At 55.8% G+C, this 15,267-nt stretch carries 16 protein-coding genes and 1 other RNA gene; 3 read left to right on the top strand and 14 right to left on the bottom strand.

Annotation, left to right across the window (positions count from 1 at the left end; translation table 11 throughout):
• Positions 1–236: 236 nt before the first annotated feature.
• Positions 237–598: RNase P RNA component class A (gene rnpB, locus E5Q11_RS16330), an RNA gene on the bottom strand.
• A gap of 62 nt (positions 599–660) precedes the next feature.
• Positions 661–1,548 (bottom strand): 16S rRNA (cytidine(1402)-2'-O)-methyltransferase, encoded by an 888-nt coding sequence (rsmI, locus tag E5Q11_RS16325; RefSeq protein ID WP_135804519.1) that lies wholly within the window; start codon positions 1,546–1,548, stop codon positions 661–663.
• Positions 1,549–1,694: 146 nt separating this feature from the next.
• On the opposite strand from rsmI, the gene E5Q11_RS16320 reads away from it, so the two are divergent.
• From E5Q11_RS16320 to E5Q11_RS16310, 3 genes are read left to right on the top strand one after another with little or no spacing between them, the layout of a single operon-like run.
• On the top strand, positions 1,695–3,575 hold the full coding sequence (locus E5Q11_RS16320) for a penicillin-binding protein activator (RefSeq protein WP_135804518.1): 1,881 nt from the start codon (positions 1,695–1,697) through the stop codon (positions 3,573–3,575).
• 13 nt (positions 3,576–3,588) lie between these two features.
• Positions 3,589–3,966 carry a YraN family protein gene (locus tag E5Q11_RS16315; protein WP_135804517.1) on the top strand — a complete coding sequence of 126 codons (378 nt, stop codon included), beginning with the start codon at positions 3,589–3,591 and terminating at the stop codon, positions 3,964–3,966.
• A gap of 2 nt (positions 3,967–3,968) precedes the next feature.
• A complete protein-coding gene (locus E5Q11_RS16310) occupies positions 3,969–4,559 on the top strand; it encodes an SIS domain-containing protein (protein ID WP_135804516.1) in 591 nt (196 codons plus the stop codon).
• A 67-nt stretch (positions 4,560–4,626) separates the two neighbouring features.
• Here the strand turns inward: E5Q11_RS16310 and E5Q11_RS16305 are convergent, their stop codons facing one another.
• The 12 genes from E5Q11_RS16305 to E5Q11_RS16250 all read right to left on the bottom strand — a co-directional run bounded on the left by E5Q11_RS16305 (position 4,627) and on the right by E5Q11_RS16250 (position 15,038).
• Positions 4,627–5,049 carry a ClpXP protease specificity-enhancing factor gene (locus E5Q11_RS16305; RefSeq protein WP_191964490.1) on the bottom strand — a complete coding sequence of 141 codons (423 nt, stop codon included), beginning with the start codon at positions 5,047–5,049 and terminating at the stop codon, positions 4,627–4,629.
• Positions 5,050–5,103: 54 nt separating this feature from the next.
• Entirely contained in the window at positions 5,104–5,733 is a 630-nt protein-coding gene (locus E5Q11_RS16300) for a glutathione S-transferase N-terminal domain-containing protein (RefSeq protein ID WP_135804514.1), read from the bottom strand.
• 108 nt (positions 5,734–5,841) lie between these two features.
• A complete protein-coding gene (locus tag E5Q11_RS16295; protein WP_135804513.1) occupies positions 5,842–6,597 on the bottom strand; it encodes a cytochrome c1 in 756 nt (251 codons plus the stop codon).
• A complete protein-coding gene (locus tag E5Q11_RS16290) occupies positions 6,597–7,829 on the bottom strand; it encodes a cytochrome b (protein ID WP_135804512.1) in 1,233 nt (410 codons plus the stop codon). The genes E5Q11_RS16295 and E5Q11_RS16290 overlap by 1 nt, the downstream gene beginning before the upstream one ends.
• Positions 7,829–8,425, bottom strand: a complete 597-nt coding sequence (petA, locus tag E5Q11_RS16285) for a ubiquinol-cytochrome c reductase iron-sulfur subunit (RefSeq protein ID WP_135804511.1) — start codon at positions 8,423–8,425, stop codon at positions 7,829–7,831. The genes E5Q11_RS16290 and petA overlap by 1 nt, the downstream gene beginning before the upstream one ends.
• Positions 8,426–8,670: 245 nt before the next feature.
• Positions 8,671–9,063, bottom strand: coding sequence for a 30S ribosomal protein S9 (gene rpsI / locus E5Q11_RS16280; RefSeq protein WP_135804510.1), 393 nt, complete (start codon positions 9,061–9,063; stop codon positions 8,671–8,673).
• Between the two features lie 12 nt (positions 9,064–9,075).
• Positions 9,076–9,504 (bottom strand): 50S ribosomal protein L13, encoded by a 429-nt coding sequence (gene rplM, locus E5Q11_RS16275; RefSeq protein WP_135804509.1) that lies wholly within the window; start codon positions 9,502–9,504, stop codon positions 9,076–9,078.
• Between the two features lie 241 nt (positions 9,505–9,745).
• Entirely contained in the window at positions 9,746–10,534 is a 789-nt protein-coding gene (locus tag E5Q11_RS16270; RefSeq protein WP_135804508.1) for a TatD family hydrolase, read from the bottom strand.
• A gap of 16 nt (positions 10,535–10,550) precedes the next feature.
• Positions 10,551–12,131 (bottom strand): peptide chain release factor 3, encoded by a 1,581-nt coding sequence (gene prfC / locus E5Q11_RS16265; protein ID WP_135804507.1) that lies wholly within the window; start codon positions 12,129–12,131, stop codon positions 10,551–10,553.
• A gap of 84 nt (positions 12,132–12,215) precedes the next feature.
• Positions 12,216–12,704: a ribosomal protein S18-alanine N-acetyltransferase gene (gene rimI / locus E5Q11_RS16260; RefSeq protein ID WP_135804506.1), complete on the bottom strand. Its 489-nt coding sequence runs from the start codon at positions 12,702–12,704 to the stop codon at positions 12,216–12,218.
• Positions 12,705–12,710: 6 nt separating this feature from the next.
• Positions 12,711–13,460, bottom strand: coding sequence for a hypothetical protein (locus E5Q11_RS16255; RefSeq protein WP_135804505.1), 750 nt, complete (start codon positions 13,458–13,460; stop codon positions 12,711–12,713).
• A 27-nt stretch (positions 13,461–13,487) separates the two neighbouring features.
• A complete protein-coding gene (locus tag E5Q11_RS16250; RefSeq protein WP_135804504.1) occupies positions 13,488–15,038 on the bottom strand; it encodes a 2-isopropylmalate synthase in 1,551 nt (516 codons plus the stop codon).
• Positions 15,039–15,267 lie beyond the last annotated feature (229 nt).

Here is a 15,267-nt window from a genome sequence, read left to right as displayed (position 1 = left end):
ACTATAGGAACACGCAATCGACAATGCAAGCAGCAAGATCAGCGCAGGAGCAGCGAAAAGTTTCTTTAATGACAGTAAGTTACGATGAAGGATTCGACAGGAATTGTGAGCTTGTCAGGAGAAAAAGCGAAAAATCAAAGACCTGCAGATAAGTCTGAAGATGACAAGTGAGGAATAAGATTATTTGGCTATAAAGGAATGCTGGTGATAATTACAAAATGCACATCAGGAAGGAAAAATTGAGCTCGCCGATAAGCCGGGTTCTGTCTAGGACAGTCATTCATCTAGGGCCTGCGTCACCACAGGCCTCAAGCAACCTACCCGAATCCAGCGCGGGCCGCGCCATAGGATTCCTATTTGGTCTTGCTCCAGGTGGGGTTTACCATCGCCGTGAACTGTTGCCAGTCACGCGGTGCGCTCTTACCGCACCGTTTCACCCTTACCGGTAGACGCAAACGAGTCGCGGCTACTTAGGCGGTCTGCTTTCTGTTGCACTTTCCGTCGGCTCACGCCGCCCAGGCGTTACCTGGCACCTTGCCCTGTGGAGCCCGGACTTTCCTCCCCCGGTAAAACCGGCGGCGACTGTCTGGCGAGCTCGGGCGTGACGATACGCCAGGGCGCAGACACAGGCAAGCAAAACCGTCAACCGGGCCGGCAACGTCAGGCTTCTTTTAAAGTCAGCGCGCGCTGGTACAGATCGTTCTTGGCCTTGCCGGTCATTTCCGACACCAGTTTCGCGGCCTTTTTAACCGGCAGCTCCGTGAGCAGCAGTTTAAGCAGGCGGTCGACTTCCTCCATACCGGCGTCAGCGGCCTCTTTCTCAGCGCCGTGAATCATCACCACAAATTCACCCCGGCTACCATGGGGGTCGTCATGCAACGCCTGCAGAACCTCGGACGCGGGACCGGCATAAAATGTTTCGAAGGTTTTGGTTAACTCCCGGGCGATCACCAGCTCCCTGGTCGACCCCATGGCCTGGACAATATCTTCAACGGTATCAAGGATGCGGTGGGGAGATTCGTAGAAAACCAGTGTTGCGGCCTGCGTTGACAGGTGATCAAGTAGCGCTAGCCTGGCCCCTTTTTTGGCCGGCAGAAAACCCTCGAACGCAAACCTGTCGGTAGGCAGCCCCGCTGCACAGAGTGCAGCGATAATGGCAGACGGACCAGGCACGGGCGAGACTTTGAGCCCTCGCCGGCGGGCCTCCCGGACCAGCACGAAGCCAGGATCAGAAATCAGTGGGGTGCCCGCATCGGAAATCAGCGCAACATCGTGGCCCTGCTCAAGCTTCTGCAGCAATCCGTCGGCACGGTCCCGCTCGTTGTGGTCGTGCAGCGCCGTCATTCGGGTTTCAACACCCAGTGCCTGCAGCAAGCGACCACTGTGCCGGGTATCCTCTGCAGCAATCAGCGACACCCCGGAAAGCACGGCGACCGCCCGGGCTGAAACGTCATCCAGATTGCCAATCGGGGTCGCGACAATGTAAAGGGTTCCACCGGCGGCCGCACTGGTGACTTCGGATTCGGATTGCTGGAATTCAGAGCTCACAGACGCCCCTATGGTTGGTGGACTAATGACATCGCCGTCATGTGAAATGGCCCGGGAACTGGTAAACTTGGCCCGTGTCTTTGGGCATGATGCAGCCGATCTTGCGGCACAACAAGCGTATTTACCGGAGTTTTTGCGAGCCACCCATGACCAGAACCAGTGTTCACTCTCAGTATTCAGCCGCCCTGTTAGCGTTTATCCTGCTGCTTTCCGGCTGTGCCAGCGTCAATCTGAACTCCTTTGATGCCACCACAGCCCAGGACGCCATAGGCGCAGCCGCCAGCGAGTCAGACCGCAACCTGGCCCACGATTACCTGATTCGGGAGGCCGACCGTTTCCTTGCCCGCAATCAACCCCGTGACGCCCGGACCATCCTGCAAAGCGAGCAATTCAACGGGATCAACGACAGCAATCTCAGGCGCCAGCGGCTTCTGGCGATGGAAACAGCAATCACACTGGAAGATGGCGACTGGGCGCGCCAGATAGCCTCCGCACTTGATCCGGAATACTTTCTGAATTACGACCGGCAGGACCTGAGCCGGGCCGGCAACCTGCAGGCCGACCTTTACCGGCTGGGCGGCCTGCCCTATAGGGCCGCCATGACCCTGATCCTTCTGGCCGAATCCGATACAGATGCCGACGTGCAAATTCTGCACAACCGGATCTGGGAAAACCTGAAAGCAACGTCGGATACCACCCTGACCACGGAGACCGGGCAGTCCATTGGCTATGAATCCCAGGGCTGGCTGGAACTGGCCAGCGTGCTCCGGGACAGTGAACTGTCCATTGAGGAGCAGGGCCGCTTGATCCGCCGCTGGCAAAGTAACTGGCCGGGGCATCCTGCGGCCGACACTCTGCCGGACGACCTGCGGTTGATCGCGAGTCTGGCCGACAGCCGCCCTGAAAAAATCGCCATGGCGCTGCCGTTGGGCGGGCCCCTGGCCAGCGCAGGCGCTGCAATCCGGGACGGTTTTTTCGCGGCCTACTTTGAAGACGAATCCAATGATCGCTCCGAAGTGAGCATTCGCGTTGTAGATACCTCTGGCCGCCCGTTTGACGAAATCTACCGCGAGCTGGTTGAAGAAGGCTATGACCTTATTGTCGGCCCGCTGGAAAAAGAGGCTCTGGCAAGCCTGAGCGAAATGGAAACGCTACCGGTATCGGTTCTGGGCCTGAACTATCTGCCAAACGGTGTCAGATCGCCTGCGGGCCTCTATCAATACGGGCTCTCTGCCGAGGATGAAGCACGACAGCTTGCCGATCGAATGATCGACCAGGGCATTAAACAGGTGCTGGTACTCATTCCCATGGGCGGCTGGGGCGACCGGGTCGAACAGGCTTTGATGAACCGTCTGAATAGCCAGGGCGGTATTGCGCTAAGCACCGAACGGTATTTCAGGGAAGACAACCTCAGGGCCGTGACCGCAGATCTTCTGGGCGTGACAGTTTCCAGGGAACGAGCCATTGATGTTGAGCGGACCGCCGGCATTGACGTGGAATTTGAGCCCAGAAGACGCCAGGATGCTGATGGTATTGTCATGGTGGCGGAACCCACCATCGCACGGCAGTTCAAACCGCTATTTGCCTTCTATTTCGGCGGCGACCTTCCGGTGTTCTCGCCCTCGATGATCTATGAAGGCAATCCTGATCCTTCCCGGGACCGGGATCTGAATGACGTCACCTTTACTGACACTCCCTGGGTTCTTCGCGAAGACAACGAATTCCGCCGTATCGCCCGGGCCGCCATGCCTGAAGTCGGTGGCCAGCTCGGCCGCCTGTTTGCGATGGGCGCTGACGCCTGGACCCTGAGCAACCGATTGTCACTGCTGCGCTATATGGACGACGCCATGATCGATGGCCAGACCGGCATTCTTACCATGGACAGAAACGGCAGCGTCCACCGGGAGCAGATGTGGGCGCGATTCAAAAATGGCGTCCCCGAACTACTGGCCTCCCAACCAGAAATTGACGAGCAGGCCGAGGAGCCGATAAGCCCGGAAACCCTGCTTGAGCGGGAAATGCGATAAGCCAGGCTGAGCTATGGACAGCGACAGACCAAGCCGGAAAGCCACGGGCGACCACGCAGAAGGCGTCGCCGCCCGATATCTGTTCACCAAAGGCATTCAGGTGCTGGAACGAAACGTCTACAACCGCGGCGGTGAAATCGACCTGATTGGCCGCGATCCGGATGACACCCTGGTTTTCTTCGAAGTTCGCTATCGCGGCGCTGGCAGCCTTGCTGGTGCTGCTGAATCGATCACTCCCACCAAGCAGAAAAGGCTTATTAAAGCCGTTCAGTTCTACCTGCATCGCCATAAGTTGTGGGACGCACCCTGTCGAATTGACGTGGTGGCAATCGCGCCGGGTGAGCACCAGAAATATCGGATACAATGGATCAAAAACGCAATCCAGGCCTGACTATGAGCACCTCTGAACAACACATCTACCAATGCTTTGCCAGCCACATGGAGCATGTGGGCCAGGCGGCAAGTGCGACTGCGCCCGCCATCGACAAAGCATCGGATGCGCTGGTCAATACCCTGCTTACCGATGGCAAGATTCTGGCCTGCGCGAATGGCAACGCCAATATTCTCGCCCAGTACTTCTGCACGGCCCTGCTGAACCGCTTTGATCATGACAGACCCGCGCTACCCGCCATTAACCTTGGCGCAGATGCCACCACCTATTCGGCCATCTGTCGGGATAATCGTTTTAACGACACCTTTTCACGGCTGGTCCGTGCCATTGGCAAACCATCGGACCTGCTGCTCGTTATTGTCGATGACGGCCACAAGGCCAATCTGATCCAGGCTATTCAGGTAGCCCATGACCGGGAAATGACGGTTGTGGTCCTGAGCGCAAAAGAGAAAACGGACATCACCTCCCTTCTTCACCCGGAGGACCATGAGATAGCTCTCGATAACCTGTCGCCGTCCAACGCCACACCGATTCTGCTGCTGGTTATCAACGCGCTCTGCTCACTGATTGACGAGAAAATTTTCGGCAGTTAATAAAAAAGCCAGCGACCGCAGTGGGTGGCTGGCTTACTCTCTATTCAACTAAGCGCCCGATGCTTGGCTATTTCACAACCTTTAGCGAAGGCCTTCCGGTTGGACGGTCACCACCGCCATTGCCATCGTTTTTGCCCGCGTCCCGGTCCTTGGTGCCAGAACCGTCCGGGTCCGGCGAACCGGGCTCACTGCCAAACACCATACCCTCGCCGTTTTCTTTCGCGTAGATCGCCATAACCGCCTGCAAGGGAATGAACACCTGCATCGGCACACCACCAAACCGGGCACTGAACTCCAGGGAACCGTTTCCGATCACCAGTCCCCGGACCGCTCCAGGGCTGACATTGAGAACGATCTGACCATTGGCCACATGCTCCGTTGGCACCTGAACGCCCTGAATCCCCGCGTCCACCACAATATAGGGGGTGCAGTCGTTATCAAGAATCCACTCGTTAAAGGCCCGAACGAGGTAAGGACGACTGGATGTCATGGTGATCTTGCTATCAGGCACTACCCCTCTCCTGAACCCCTTTCAGGCTCTGTTTCAGTTGCGAATGTCTTCTTCCAGGTCAGAAAGGCTGGCTTTAAAGCCTTCACGGGCAAACATGTTGTCCATATACTTGAGCAATGGCTTGCCCTGCTTGTCATTCAGCTCGATACCCAATGAAGGCAGGCGCCACAGGATCGGTGCAATACAGCAATCGACAATGGTGAATTCTTCAGACAGGAAAAATGGCATCTCGCCGAAAAGCGGGGCCGTGGCCAACAGGCTTTCCCGGAGTTCTTTTCTTGCTGCCTCAGAAGCCTTGGCGTTGGGCTGGGAAAGAATCTGGTCAACCAGTCCACACCAGTCTTTCTGGATGCGGTGAATCATCAGCCGGCTGTTTGCACGGGCAACCGGGTAAACCGGCAGCAGCGGCGGATGAGGGAATCGTTCATCCAGATATTCCATCATGATATTGGGCTCATACAGAACCAGGTCGCGATCGACCAGCGTCGGCAGAGCGTTGTAAGGGTTCAGATCGGCAAGCTCCCCAGGCGGGTTATCAGGGTCTACATTGACAACATCGACAGTAACGCCCTTTTCGGCGAGCACAATACGGACTCTGTGGCTGTAATGACTGGCCGGGTCCGAGAAAAACGTCATTGATGACCGCTTGGTCACAACGCCCATAGAACTACCTCACGAATTAGCTAACCGAATTGATCCTGAAAAACGCAAAAATCCAGCGGGCTGATGAATGCCCGCTGGAACTCAGGGTTCTGCAGTATACCTGAAAACTTAGTGCACGTCCTTCCAGTACTCTCGATTGAGCAGGTAGGCAAAGATAAAGAAGATCGCGACAAAAATCAGGGCAAACATACCCAGTCTTTCACGCTCCAGCTTTACCGGGTCGCCCATGTAGGACATGAAGTTGGTCAGGTCGTACATGGCGCTGTTGAACTCCTTCGGCGACATGGAGCCCTCTGTTTCCCATTCTCCGCAGACTTCGCCGTTGCGAACATCGCCGCTCAGTGGATCCACACTGGGGTCAACGCCGATTTTCGGCTCTTCAGCACAAAGACCCTGAAGGTCCGCCAGAACGTGAGGCATGCCAACGTTTTCAAAGACTACGTTATTCACACCAAGCGGGCGCGAGTCGTCTTTGTAGAAGCCACGAAGATAGGAGTAGATCCAGTCTTCACCACGCAGCCTGGATGACAGCGTCAGATCGGGTGGCGGTGCGCCAAACCAGTCTGCAGCCATATCCTTGTTCATGGAGTTCTTCATCAGCTCGCCAATCTTGGCGCCGGTGAAGATCAGGTTCTCTTCGTAAAGTTCCGCCGGAATACCAAGATCCTCGGATACGCGCTTGTAACGCGCGTATTCCATGGAATGGCAGCCCATGCAGTAGTTTGTGAAAAGCGCCGCACCTCGCTGCAGGGAAGCCTTGTTCGCATGATCAGGCTCCATGGTATCCAGCGGTACCGACGCCCCCGCTGCCAGCGTCAGAGCCGGCAGGATCGAGATGAAAAGACCAACAATCAGCTTTTTCATTATCCTGTCACCCTCTCTGGCACTGGCTTTGTTTTCTCCATGCGTGTGTAGAACGGCATGAGAATAAAATAGAGAAAATACAATGTGGTCAGAATCTGCGCCACGGTGGTACGGGTTTCAGTCGCCGGAACAATGCCAAGATAACCCAGAACAATGAAGCTGATGACAAACAGCGTCAGAGCAATCCTGCTGTAGATCCCCTTGTAACGCATGGAGCGCACGGGGCTCTTGTCCAGCCATGGCAACACAAACAGGATGGCAATCGCGCCGCCCATGACAACCACACCCCAGAATTTCGCATCCAGGCCGAACAGGTCCACCGTCACCGCCCGCAACATGGCGTAGAAGGGCGTAAAGTACCAGACAGGCGCGATGTGGTCAGGCGTCTTCAGAGCGTTCGCAGGCTCAAAGTTGGGCGCCTCAATAAACAGACCACCTCCTTCCGGGAAGAAGAACACCACGATAAAGAAGACGAAGAAAAACACGCCCACACCCATCAGATCGTGGACTGTGTAGTAAGGATGGAACGGAATACCGTCTTTGGGGTTGCCGTTTTCATCCTTGTTTTTCTTGATGTCGATACCGTCAGGGTTGTTGGAACCCACTTCGTGCAGGGCCAGAATGTGCAGCACAACCAGGCCAAGCAGGACGATCGGAAGCGCAACCACGTGCAGCGCAAAGAAACGGTTCAGCGTGATACCGGAAATCAGATAATCACCACGGATCCACAGCGAAAGATCGTCACCAATAACCGGGATGGCACCGAAAAGGTTAACGATAACCTGGGCGCCCCAATAGGACATCTGTCCCCAGGGAAGCAGGTATCCCATAAAGGCTTCCGCCATCAGGATCAAATAGATCAGCATGCCGAAGATCCAGATCAGCTCCCTTGGTTTCTTGTAGGAGCCGTACATCAGACCGCGGAACATGTGGAGGTAGACCACCACAAAGAAAGCTGAAGCACCTGACGAGTGCAGGTAGCGTAGCAGCCAACCCCATTCCACATCCCGCATAATGTATTCAACGGAGGCAAACGCGCCCTCTGCGGTGGGGTTATAGCTCATGGTCAGCCAGATACCGGTGATCAACTGGTTGACCAGTACCAGCATCGCCAGCGAGCCGAAGAAATACCACATGTTGAAGTTTTTGGGCGCGTAGTATTTCCCGATGTGCTTGTTCCAGGCATCAACGACCGGTAGCCGCTCATCAACCCAGTTAAGTAATTTGTTCATTACGCAGCCCCCTCAGGATCAAGACCGACGGTCACGGTGTTTTCGTCGTCAAAGCGGTACGGAGGCACCTCCAGGTTAGTTGGTGCAGGCTGGCCCGGATAAACACGACCGGCAAGGTCGTAACGCGACCCGTGGCAGGCACAGTAAAAGCCGCCTAACCACTCCTCACCCAGATCTGCAGGTGCCACTTCCGGACGGAATTGAGGGGAACAGCCCAAGTGGGTACAAATGCCGACTACGACCGCATAATCGTCTTTTAGGGCGCGCAATTCGCCATCAATATAGGCAGGTTGTTTGGATTCCTTGGACAGTGGATCTTTCACAACGTCATTCAATTCCAGAATGTTATCGTTCATTTCATCTGTTCGACGAATGATCCACACAGGCTTCCCGCGCCACTCAACAGTCATCTGCTGACCAGCCTCAAGCTTACTTACGTTGACGGTGACCGGCGCACCGGCTGCTTCCGCTTTCGCACTGGGATTCCAGGACGCAACGAAAGGAACGGCCGCACCGACGACGCCGACACCACCCACCACAGACGTAGCACCGATCAAGAACCGGCGCCTGCCCTGGCTAACGTCGCCATTATTCATTATGGTTTTCTCCCATCAGGCGACATACAGCTTCATTGGTTGAAAAACTGCACATCGAAAAGGACTTCACAACCCAAAATTATAAGCGCTCAAATGGTAATGAAATTACCTTGCCCTTACAAGTCAGAAAGGATCAGAACGGCACAGCAAACCATTGAAAGAATGCCACCCGGCCCAGTGTTCACCCAATAAAAAACCCGGCGCAATGCCGGGCTTTTTTCGAGTCTCTGCAGTTTCCAGCGATTTTAACGCTTGGAGAACTGAGGACGCTTACGCGCCTTGCGAAGGCCGACTTTCTTACGCTCAACCTTACGCGCATCACGAGTCACATAACCCGCCTCACGCAGTGCCGGACGCAGTGTTTCGTCGTAATCCATGAGTGCACGGGTCAGACCGTGACGGATCGCGCCTGCCTGACCACTGCTACCACCGCCTTTGACGGTGATGTTGATGTCAAAGCGATCAGCAGAGTCGGCAACCACCAGCGGCTGACGAACGATCATACGCAGGGTGTCGCGACCAAAGAACTGATCGATGGAGCGACCATTGATAGAGATGTTACCGCTTCCCGGCTTGATAAAAACCCGAGCCGTGGAGGTTTTGCGGCGACCAGTACCGTAATTCTGTGCTACAGACATATCCGCCTTCCGTTAAATGTCGAGTTCTTTGGGCTGCTGGGCTGCATGAGTATGCTCAGCGCCGGCAAAAATTTTCAGCTTCTTGAACATGGCACGACCAAGCGGACCATTCGGAAGCATGCCTTTGACAGACTTCTGGATAACTTGCTCAGGAGCCTTGTCGATCAGCTTCTCGAAGTTGATGGATTTGATTCCACCCGGGAAGCCGGTGTGACTGTAATACATCTTGGAAGATGCTTTTTTGCCGGTAACCCGTACTTTGCTGGCATTGATAACCACAATGTAATCGCCAGTATCGACATGAGGGGTGTACTCAGGCTTATGCTTGCCCCGCAGACGACGGGCGATTTCGGTTGACAGACGACCCAGCGTCTTGCCGGCTGCGTCTACAACGTACCAGTCACGTGTTACTGTTTCTGGTTTCGCACTCAGAGTCTTCATTGATTCCGCCTTGAACGCTATATAAGAAACGTTAAAAACCACCAACGGCAATGCATTGCATCCGCAGGAGGTCTCTTACCTGTATGTGTGCGACAGTGTGTCATTCGGGGCTGAGATGACAACATCGCCTTGAAAAGCCAGGGCGCGAAGTATATCCGAACAAAATCAGAAAACCAACCCCGCGCCGCGCTGTTTCGAGATTCACCTATCCAGAGCAGGAACAGGTTTCGGCAAAGCGGTATTAACGTTCCGAGGGCAGCATTTCATCCCAGCCGTAAAACCGTTGCACGTTGCACAACAGCGCCCGCCCAAGGCTTTCCTGATCAGCTTTGCGGACATCTGCCAGTGCGGACAGGATGCGCCCCAGATACGCCGGGGAATTTTTACCCGGCTCGACGCCCTGAGGTGCCATATCTGGTGCATCCGTTTCCAGAATCAAAGAATCCACAGGCAATCGAGCCAGGGTATCGCGGGTCTTGTTTGCCCGATCCTGGGTGACAACACCACCCACGCCAATAAAACAACCGAGGTCGACCAACCTGGATGCCTGCTGGTAGCTGCCGGAAAAACCATGCACCAGGACCCTCCCGGCAAACTGCTTGCGCCTGAGCACCTCGGCTACCTGGTCGTGGGTTCTGACAGAATGGACCACAAGAGGAAGATGAGCGTCGGCTGCGATGTCTACCTGCGCTTCAAACCAGGGGTACTGGTCGGCCAGATCACCGCTGAGGCGGTCGAGACCGCATTCACCCAGCGCAACGCAGCGATCAGGGCGGGTCTGAAAGGCGAGTTCCAGGGCTCGCAGATCATCCGATGTGTGTTCACCAATGAACCAGGGATGGATACCCAGGCAGTAATAAAGCCCTTCGTATTCCGATGCGACCCGACTGACGCGCCCCCAGTCCGCCCTGCGAACACCGGGAATGACCAGGTGGGACATGCCCGCTGAACGGGCCTGTTCCAGAACTTGACCCCTTTGCCCATCAAAACAGGGGAAATCAAAATGGCAATGCGCGTCGATCAGCCGCATGTCGGCCTCCGGGCAATCAGTGCTCTCGTGTTTTATGGAACTGGATATCAGGATATCGTTCCTGTGCCAGCTGCAGGTTAACCATCGTCGGTGCGATATAGGCTAACCGGTCACTACCGTCCAGGGCCAGATTATCATTGGCCTTGCGCTGAAATTCGTCAAGCTTGCGCTCATCCTTGCTGGTGACCCAGCGCGCGGTGGCGACGTTGATCGGCTCATACATGGCATCAACCTTGTACTCGCTTTTCAGGCGACTGACCACCACATCGAACTGCAGCACACCGACTGCGCCTACAATCAGATCGTTGTTCGCGAGTGGGCGGAACACCTGAACCGCACCCTCCTCGGCCAGCTGGATCAAACCTTTCTGCAGCTGTTTGGCTTTCAGCGGGTCTTTCAGGCGAATGCGGCGGAATAGCTCAGGCGCAAAATTCGGTATGCCAGTGAATTTCATTTCCTCGCCAGCGGTAAACGTATCGCCCAACTGAATTGTGCCGTGATTATGCAGGCCGATAATATCACCGGCAAAAGCTTCACCTGCATGCTCGCGATCACCCGCCATGAAAGTGAGAGCATCGGAGAACCTGACTTCTTTGCCAATCCTGACGTGGCGGGCCTTCATACCCTGTGCGTATTTACCGGACACAATGCGCAGGAATGCCACTCGATCCCGATGTTGGGGATCCATGTTCGCCTGAATCTTGAAAACAAAACCGGAAAATCCGTCCTCGGCGGGATTCACCAGGCGGGTATCGGTTTCCCGGGGCTGGGGAGTTGGCGCCCACTCCACCAGTCCGTCCAGCATATGATCCACGCCAAAATTACCCAGTGCTGTGCCGAAGAATACCGGAGTCAGGTCCCCCGCGAGGAAGGCTTCATGGTCGAACTCATGGGACGCACCCTTGACCAGCTCAATCTCGTCGCGCAGCTCACCCGCCCAGCTTCCGATGACTTCTTCGAGCTCCGGATTATCCAGGCCTTTAATCACCCGTTTTTCCTGGATCATATGGCCCTGACCGGTCTGGTAGAGAATAACCTCGTCCCGCAGCAGGTGGTAAACTCCCTTGAAATTCTTGCCATTTCCAATGGGCCAGGTGATAGGCGCACAGGCAATCCTGAGCACATCCTCAACCTCATCCATCAACTCGACCGGGTCACGGGTATCCCGATCCAGCTTGTTCATAAAGGTGATGATTGGGGTATCCCTAAGGCGGGTTACCTCCATCAGCTTGATGGTTCTCTCCTCTACGCCTTTGGCGCTATCGATCACCATCAGGCAGGAATCCACCGCAGTCAGAGTCCGATAGGTGTCCTCGGAGAAGTCTTCATGGCCCGGCGTATCCAGCAGATTAACCAGTCGGCCTCCGTAGGGAAACTGCATCACTGAGGTGGTCACCGATATACCACGCTCTTTCTCCATCTCCATCCAGTCAGATTTGGCGTGCTGCCCGGATTTTTTGCCTTTCACCGTGCCGGCCTTCTGGATGGCCTGTCCGAACAGAAGCACCTTCTCAGTAATCGTGGTTTTACCCGCATCCGGGTGGGAAATGATCGCAAAGGTTCGACGGTGGTCAACTTCGCTGGTTAGGCTTGTCATAAGTGTGCAAATCCGACTGGGAGAGACTTAAAAACGGACGCCATTATAAGGAGTTTGGCGCATGGACGCGAACAGCCCCTGCGATCAATCGCCGGTACCGGAAACCTTCAGGGACAACACCCGCGCATCTTCACGGCCAGACGACGACGGATAATAGCCGGGCCGTCTACCAATATCCGCAAAGCCCTCGGTGAGATACAGCTCAGCGGCGGCCTGATTACTTACCCTGACCTCTAGCAAGACCTGGACCATGCCGTCAGTTGCGGCCTCGCGGACAAGGTGGCGGAGCAGATGGCGCGCAAGCCCGGAGCGCCGGTTCCGACCGCTGATGCAGATATTCAGCAGATGGGCGTCATCGGCCATATAGGCGACCACCGCATAACCAGCCAGCTCGCCGACTACAAACACACCCCAGAACCTATAGTCGGGCCGAAAACAGTCACGAAACACCGACTCAGTCCAGGGAAAGGAATAGCCAGTGCGCTCGATTTCAAGCACATCCGGCAGATCTTGATCTCGTAGCAGGCGAACCTCCCTATCCAGGGATTCCACCGCCCGGTAAGAAACTGACATCCGGCTCTACACCGAATAGCGGGATTTGAGCGCAGCCCATAAATCCCTTTTCTGACCCGGTGACGCGGATAGTTCGGCCAGGGAGTTCGGGAAATCTACGCTCAGATGGCGAAGCAGCGAACCGAGGCAATGCTGTCGTTGCTCGGTCTGGCTACTTCCCATAACGCCCAGCAGGATGATGGACCGATCATCACCGGGTCGGATCGTGCGCGCTAACAGATCGCGAAAATCTTCAACAGAGTTTCCAGGGATATAGGGATTACGGAATACTGGCCAGTGCAGCATACGCCGGCTTCCGACCTTCTGCTGGCCCAGCGCTTTCAGCAGATTGGCCGCCAATGAATCCTGCAGCCGCTCACTTGCCTGATCTGACCATTGGCTTATCAGAATATATTTCTCGGTATCCCAGATGCCCAGGTGTGCCGCCAACGGCGCATGCGGGGTTTCCGGCTCAGCAATTACTGGCTCTCTGGGAACAGTCGGCTCAGGGAGGCTTTGATCCACTTCCGGCGTTGCCATCAGGGACTGCAGGTCGACAGATTTTGGCCGTGCGGGCTGGCTTCTAAGCGGCGGAGCAACCCGAGGCTGTAACTCAGGCTCGGGTTGCTCAGGGCGCACTACCTCGCTCTGAACCTCTTCACGGGAGAAGTCGAACTCGGGGCTTGGGGCTGCACCTGGCAGCGGCCGCCGGGCGTACCACATGCGAACGCCGGCCGCGGCCAGGTAGTATTGTCTGTGAGCTTCGTTGCCTGTCATCTCAACCTGCAAAATTCGGGATGGCTGTTATACATCCGCGCCTTGGGGATGTCGTTTCTCGGCGCCCCGGCTGATGAGGTTCAGTGCCTCTATATAGGCCCTGGCTGACGCAATGATAATATCCGTGTCTGCCCCAACGCCATTGACGATGCGACCGCCACGCTCAAGACGTACGGTGACCTCGCCCTGAGCATCGGTACCGCTGGTAATATTATTCACTGAGTAAAGCTGAAGATTACAGCCGGAATCCACCAGTGATTCAATGGCCTTGAACGTGGCGTCCACCGGACCACTGCCCTCGCTCTCCACCTTATGTTCGGTACCGTCCATTGTCAGGGTCAGCCGCGCCCGGGGCACAACACCGGTTTCCGAACAGACCTGCATACACACCAGACCAAAAGGACCATCATCCTCTTTCTGCCGGGTATCACTGGCAATGGCCTGCAGGTCCTCGTCAAAAATTTCATGCTTGAGATCCGCCATGGCCTTGAACCGGGTAAAGGCCTCGTTCAGCTCGGTATCTGTGTCAAACTGGATGCCAAGCTCCAGCAGGCGCGAGCGGAAGGCATTCCGGCCAGAGTGTTTGCCGAGCACCAGACTGTTGGTGTGCCAGCCAACATCCTGGGCCCGCATGATCTCATAGGTTTCACGGTGCTTCAGGACGCCATCCTGGTGGATTCCGGATTCGTGGGCAAACGCGTTCGCACCGACAATGGCCTTGTTGGGCTGCACCGGGAAACCGGTGATGGTTGAGACCAGGCGGGACGCGGGCACGATATGCTGGGTATCGATCCGGGTATCAATGGTGTAAAGGTCCTGACGGGTGCGGACCGCCATGACAATCTCTTCCAGCGATGCATTACCTGCGCGCTCGCCCAGGCCGTTGATTGTACATTCCACCTGCCCTGCGCCATGACTGACAGCCGCCAGAGAGTTGGCTACGGCCAGGCCAAGGTCGTTATGGCAATGCACGGAGAAGATGGCTTTATCGGCATTCGGAATACGATTCAGCAACTGCTTGATAGTCTCTCCGAACTGCTCAGGGATGGCATACCCGACCGTATCCGGAATATTGATGGTGCTGGCGCCGGCATCGATTGCTGCCTCGATCACCCGGCACAGAAAATCCAGTTCGGACCGCCCCGCGTCTTCGCAGGAGAACTCCACATCTTCAACATGGCTGCGTGCCCGCTTGATCGAGCGAACCGCCTGTTCCACCACCTCATCCGGCTGCATCTGGAGTTTGTGCTTCATGTGGATGGGGGAGGTCGCAATGAAAGTGTGAATGCGGGATCTTGCGGCAGGCCGGACGGCTTCGGCGGCCCGGTCAATGTCCTTGTCCAGGGCCCTTGCCAGACTGCATATGGTGGAGTCCTTGATCGTCTCGGCTATATTTTTTATAGCCTCAAAGTCACCCTGACTTGCAATCGCGAAACCCGCTTCGATGACATCAACCCGGAGTTTTTCGAGCACCTTGGCAATGCGAAGCTTTTCGCCCTTTGTCATCGTGGCGCCAGGACTCTGTTCGCCATCGCGGAGTGTGGTGTCGAAGATAATAAGGTGGTCGCTGGTGGGCATGGGACACTCCGTGAGTCGTTATTGGCTTCTGACAATAAGTATATCAGGTAACAGGGAGTTAGCCTTGGCGAGCGGGTTGCGCTCGGATGACCTACTTTGTCGTATCCCAAATAAAAAACCCCCACCGGCAAAGCCGGAGGGGGTTTTTAGTATTAAGAGCCTGACGATGACCTACTCTCACATGGGCAGAAGCCACACTACCATCGGCGCTGGTCTGTTTCACGGCTGA

Origin of the sequence: Marinobacter confluentis (assembly GCF_004785685.1) — a bacterium.
In the GTDB taxonomy this organism is placed as follows: Bacteria; Pseudomonadota; Gammaproteobacteria; order Pseudomonadales; family Oleiphilaceae; genus Marinobacter; species Marinobacter confluentis.
Note: the sequence above shows the minus strand (reverse complement) of the source record. Positions and strands in the feature narration are given on the sequence as shown.

Excerpts from the sequence above, each read along its gene's own strand:
- E5Q11_RS16320 (WP_135804518.1), top strand. The coding sequence starts at position 1,695 with ATGACCAGAACCAGTGTTCACTCTCAGTATTCAGCCGCCCTGTTAGCG.
- E5Q11_RS16315 (WP_135804517.1), top strand. The coding sequence starts at position 3,589 with ATGGACAGCGACAGACCAAGCCGGAAAGCCACGGGCGACCACGCAGAA.
- E5Q11_RS16310 (WP_135804516.1), top strand. The coding sequence starts at position 3,969 with ATGAGCACCTCTGAACAACACATCTACCAATGCTTTGCCAGCCACATG.
- E5Q11_RS16305 (WP_191964490.1), bottom strand. The coding sequence starts at position 5,049 with ATGACATCCAGTCGTCCTTACCTCGTTCGGGCCTTTAACGAGTGGATT.
- E5Q11_RS16300 (WP_135804514.1), bottom strand. The coding sequence starts at position 5,733 with ATGGGCGTTGTGACCAAGCGGTCATCAATGACGTTTTTCTCGGACCCG.
- E5Q11_RS16295 (WP_135804513.1), bottom strand. The coding sequence starts at position 6,597 with ATGAAAAAGCTGATTGTTGGTCTTTTCATCTCGATCCTGCCGGCTCTG.
- E5Q11_RS16290 (WP_135804512.1), bottom strand. The coding sequence starts at position 7,829 with ATGAACAAATTACTTAACTGGGTTGATGAGCGGCTACCGGTCGTTGAT.
- petA (WP_135804511.1), bottom strand. The coding sequence starts at position 8,425 with ATGAATAATGGCGACGTTAGCCAGGGCAGGCGCCGGTTCTTGATCGGT.
- rpsI (WP_135804510.1), bottom strand. The coding sequence starts at position 9,063 with ATGTCTGTAGCACAGAATTACGGTACTGGTCGCCGCAAAACCTCCACG.
- rplM (WP_135804509.1), bottom strand. The coding sequence starts at position 9,504 with ATGAAGACTCTGAGTGCGAAACCAGAAACAGTAACACGTGACTGGTAC.
- E5Q11_RS16270 (WP_135804508.1), bottom strand. The coding sequence starts at position 10,534 with ATGCGGCTGATCGACGCGCATTGCCATTTTGATTTCCCCTGTTTTGAT.
- prfC (WP_135804507.1), bottom strand. The coding sequence starts at position 12,131 with ATGACAAGCCTAACCAGCGAAGTTGACCACCGTCGAACCTTTGCGATC.
- rimI (WP_135804506.1), bottom strand. The coding sequence starts at position 12,704 with ATGTCAGTTTCTTACCGGGCGGTGGAATCCCTGGATAGGGAGGTTCGC.
- E5Q11_RS16255 (WP_135804505.1), bottom strand. The coding sequence starts at position 13,460 with ATGACAGGCAACGAAGCTCACAGACAATACTACCTGGCCGCGGCCGGC.
- E5Q11_RS16250 (WP_135804504.1), bottom strand. The coding sequence starts at position 15,038 with ATGCCCACCAGCGACCACCTTATTATCTTCGACACCACACTCCGCGAT.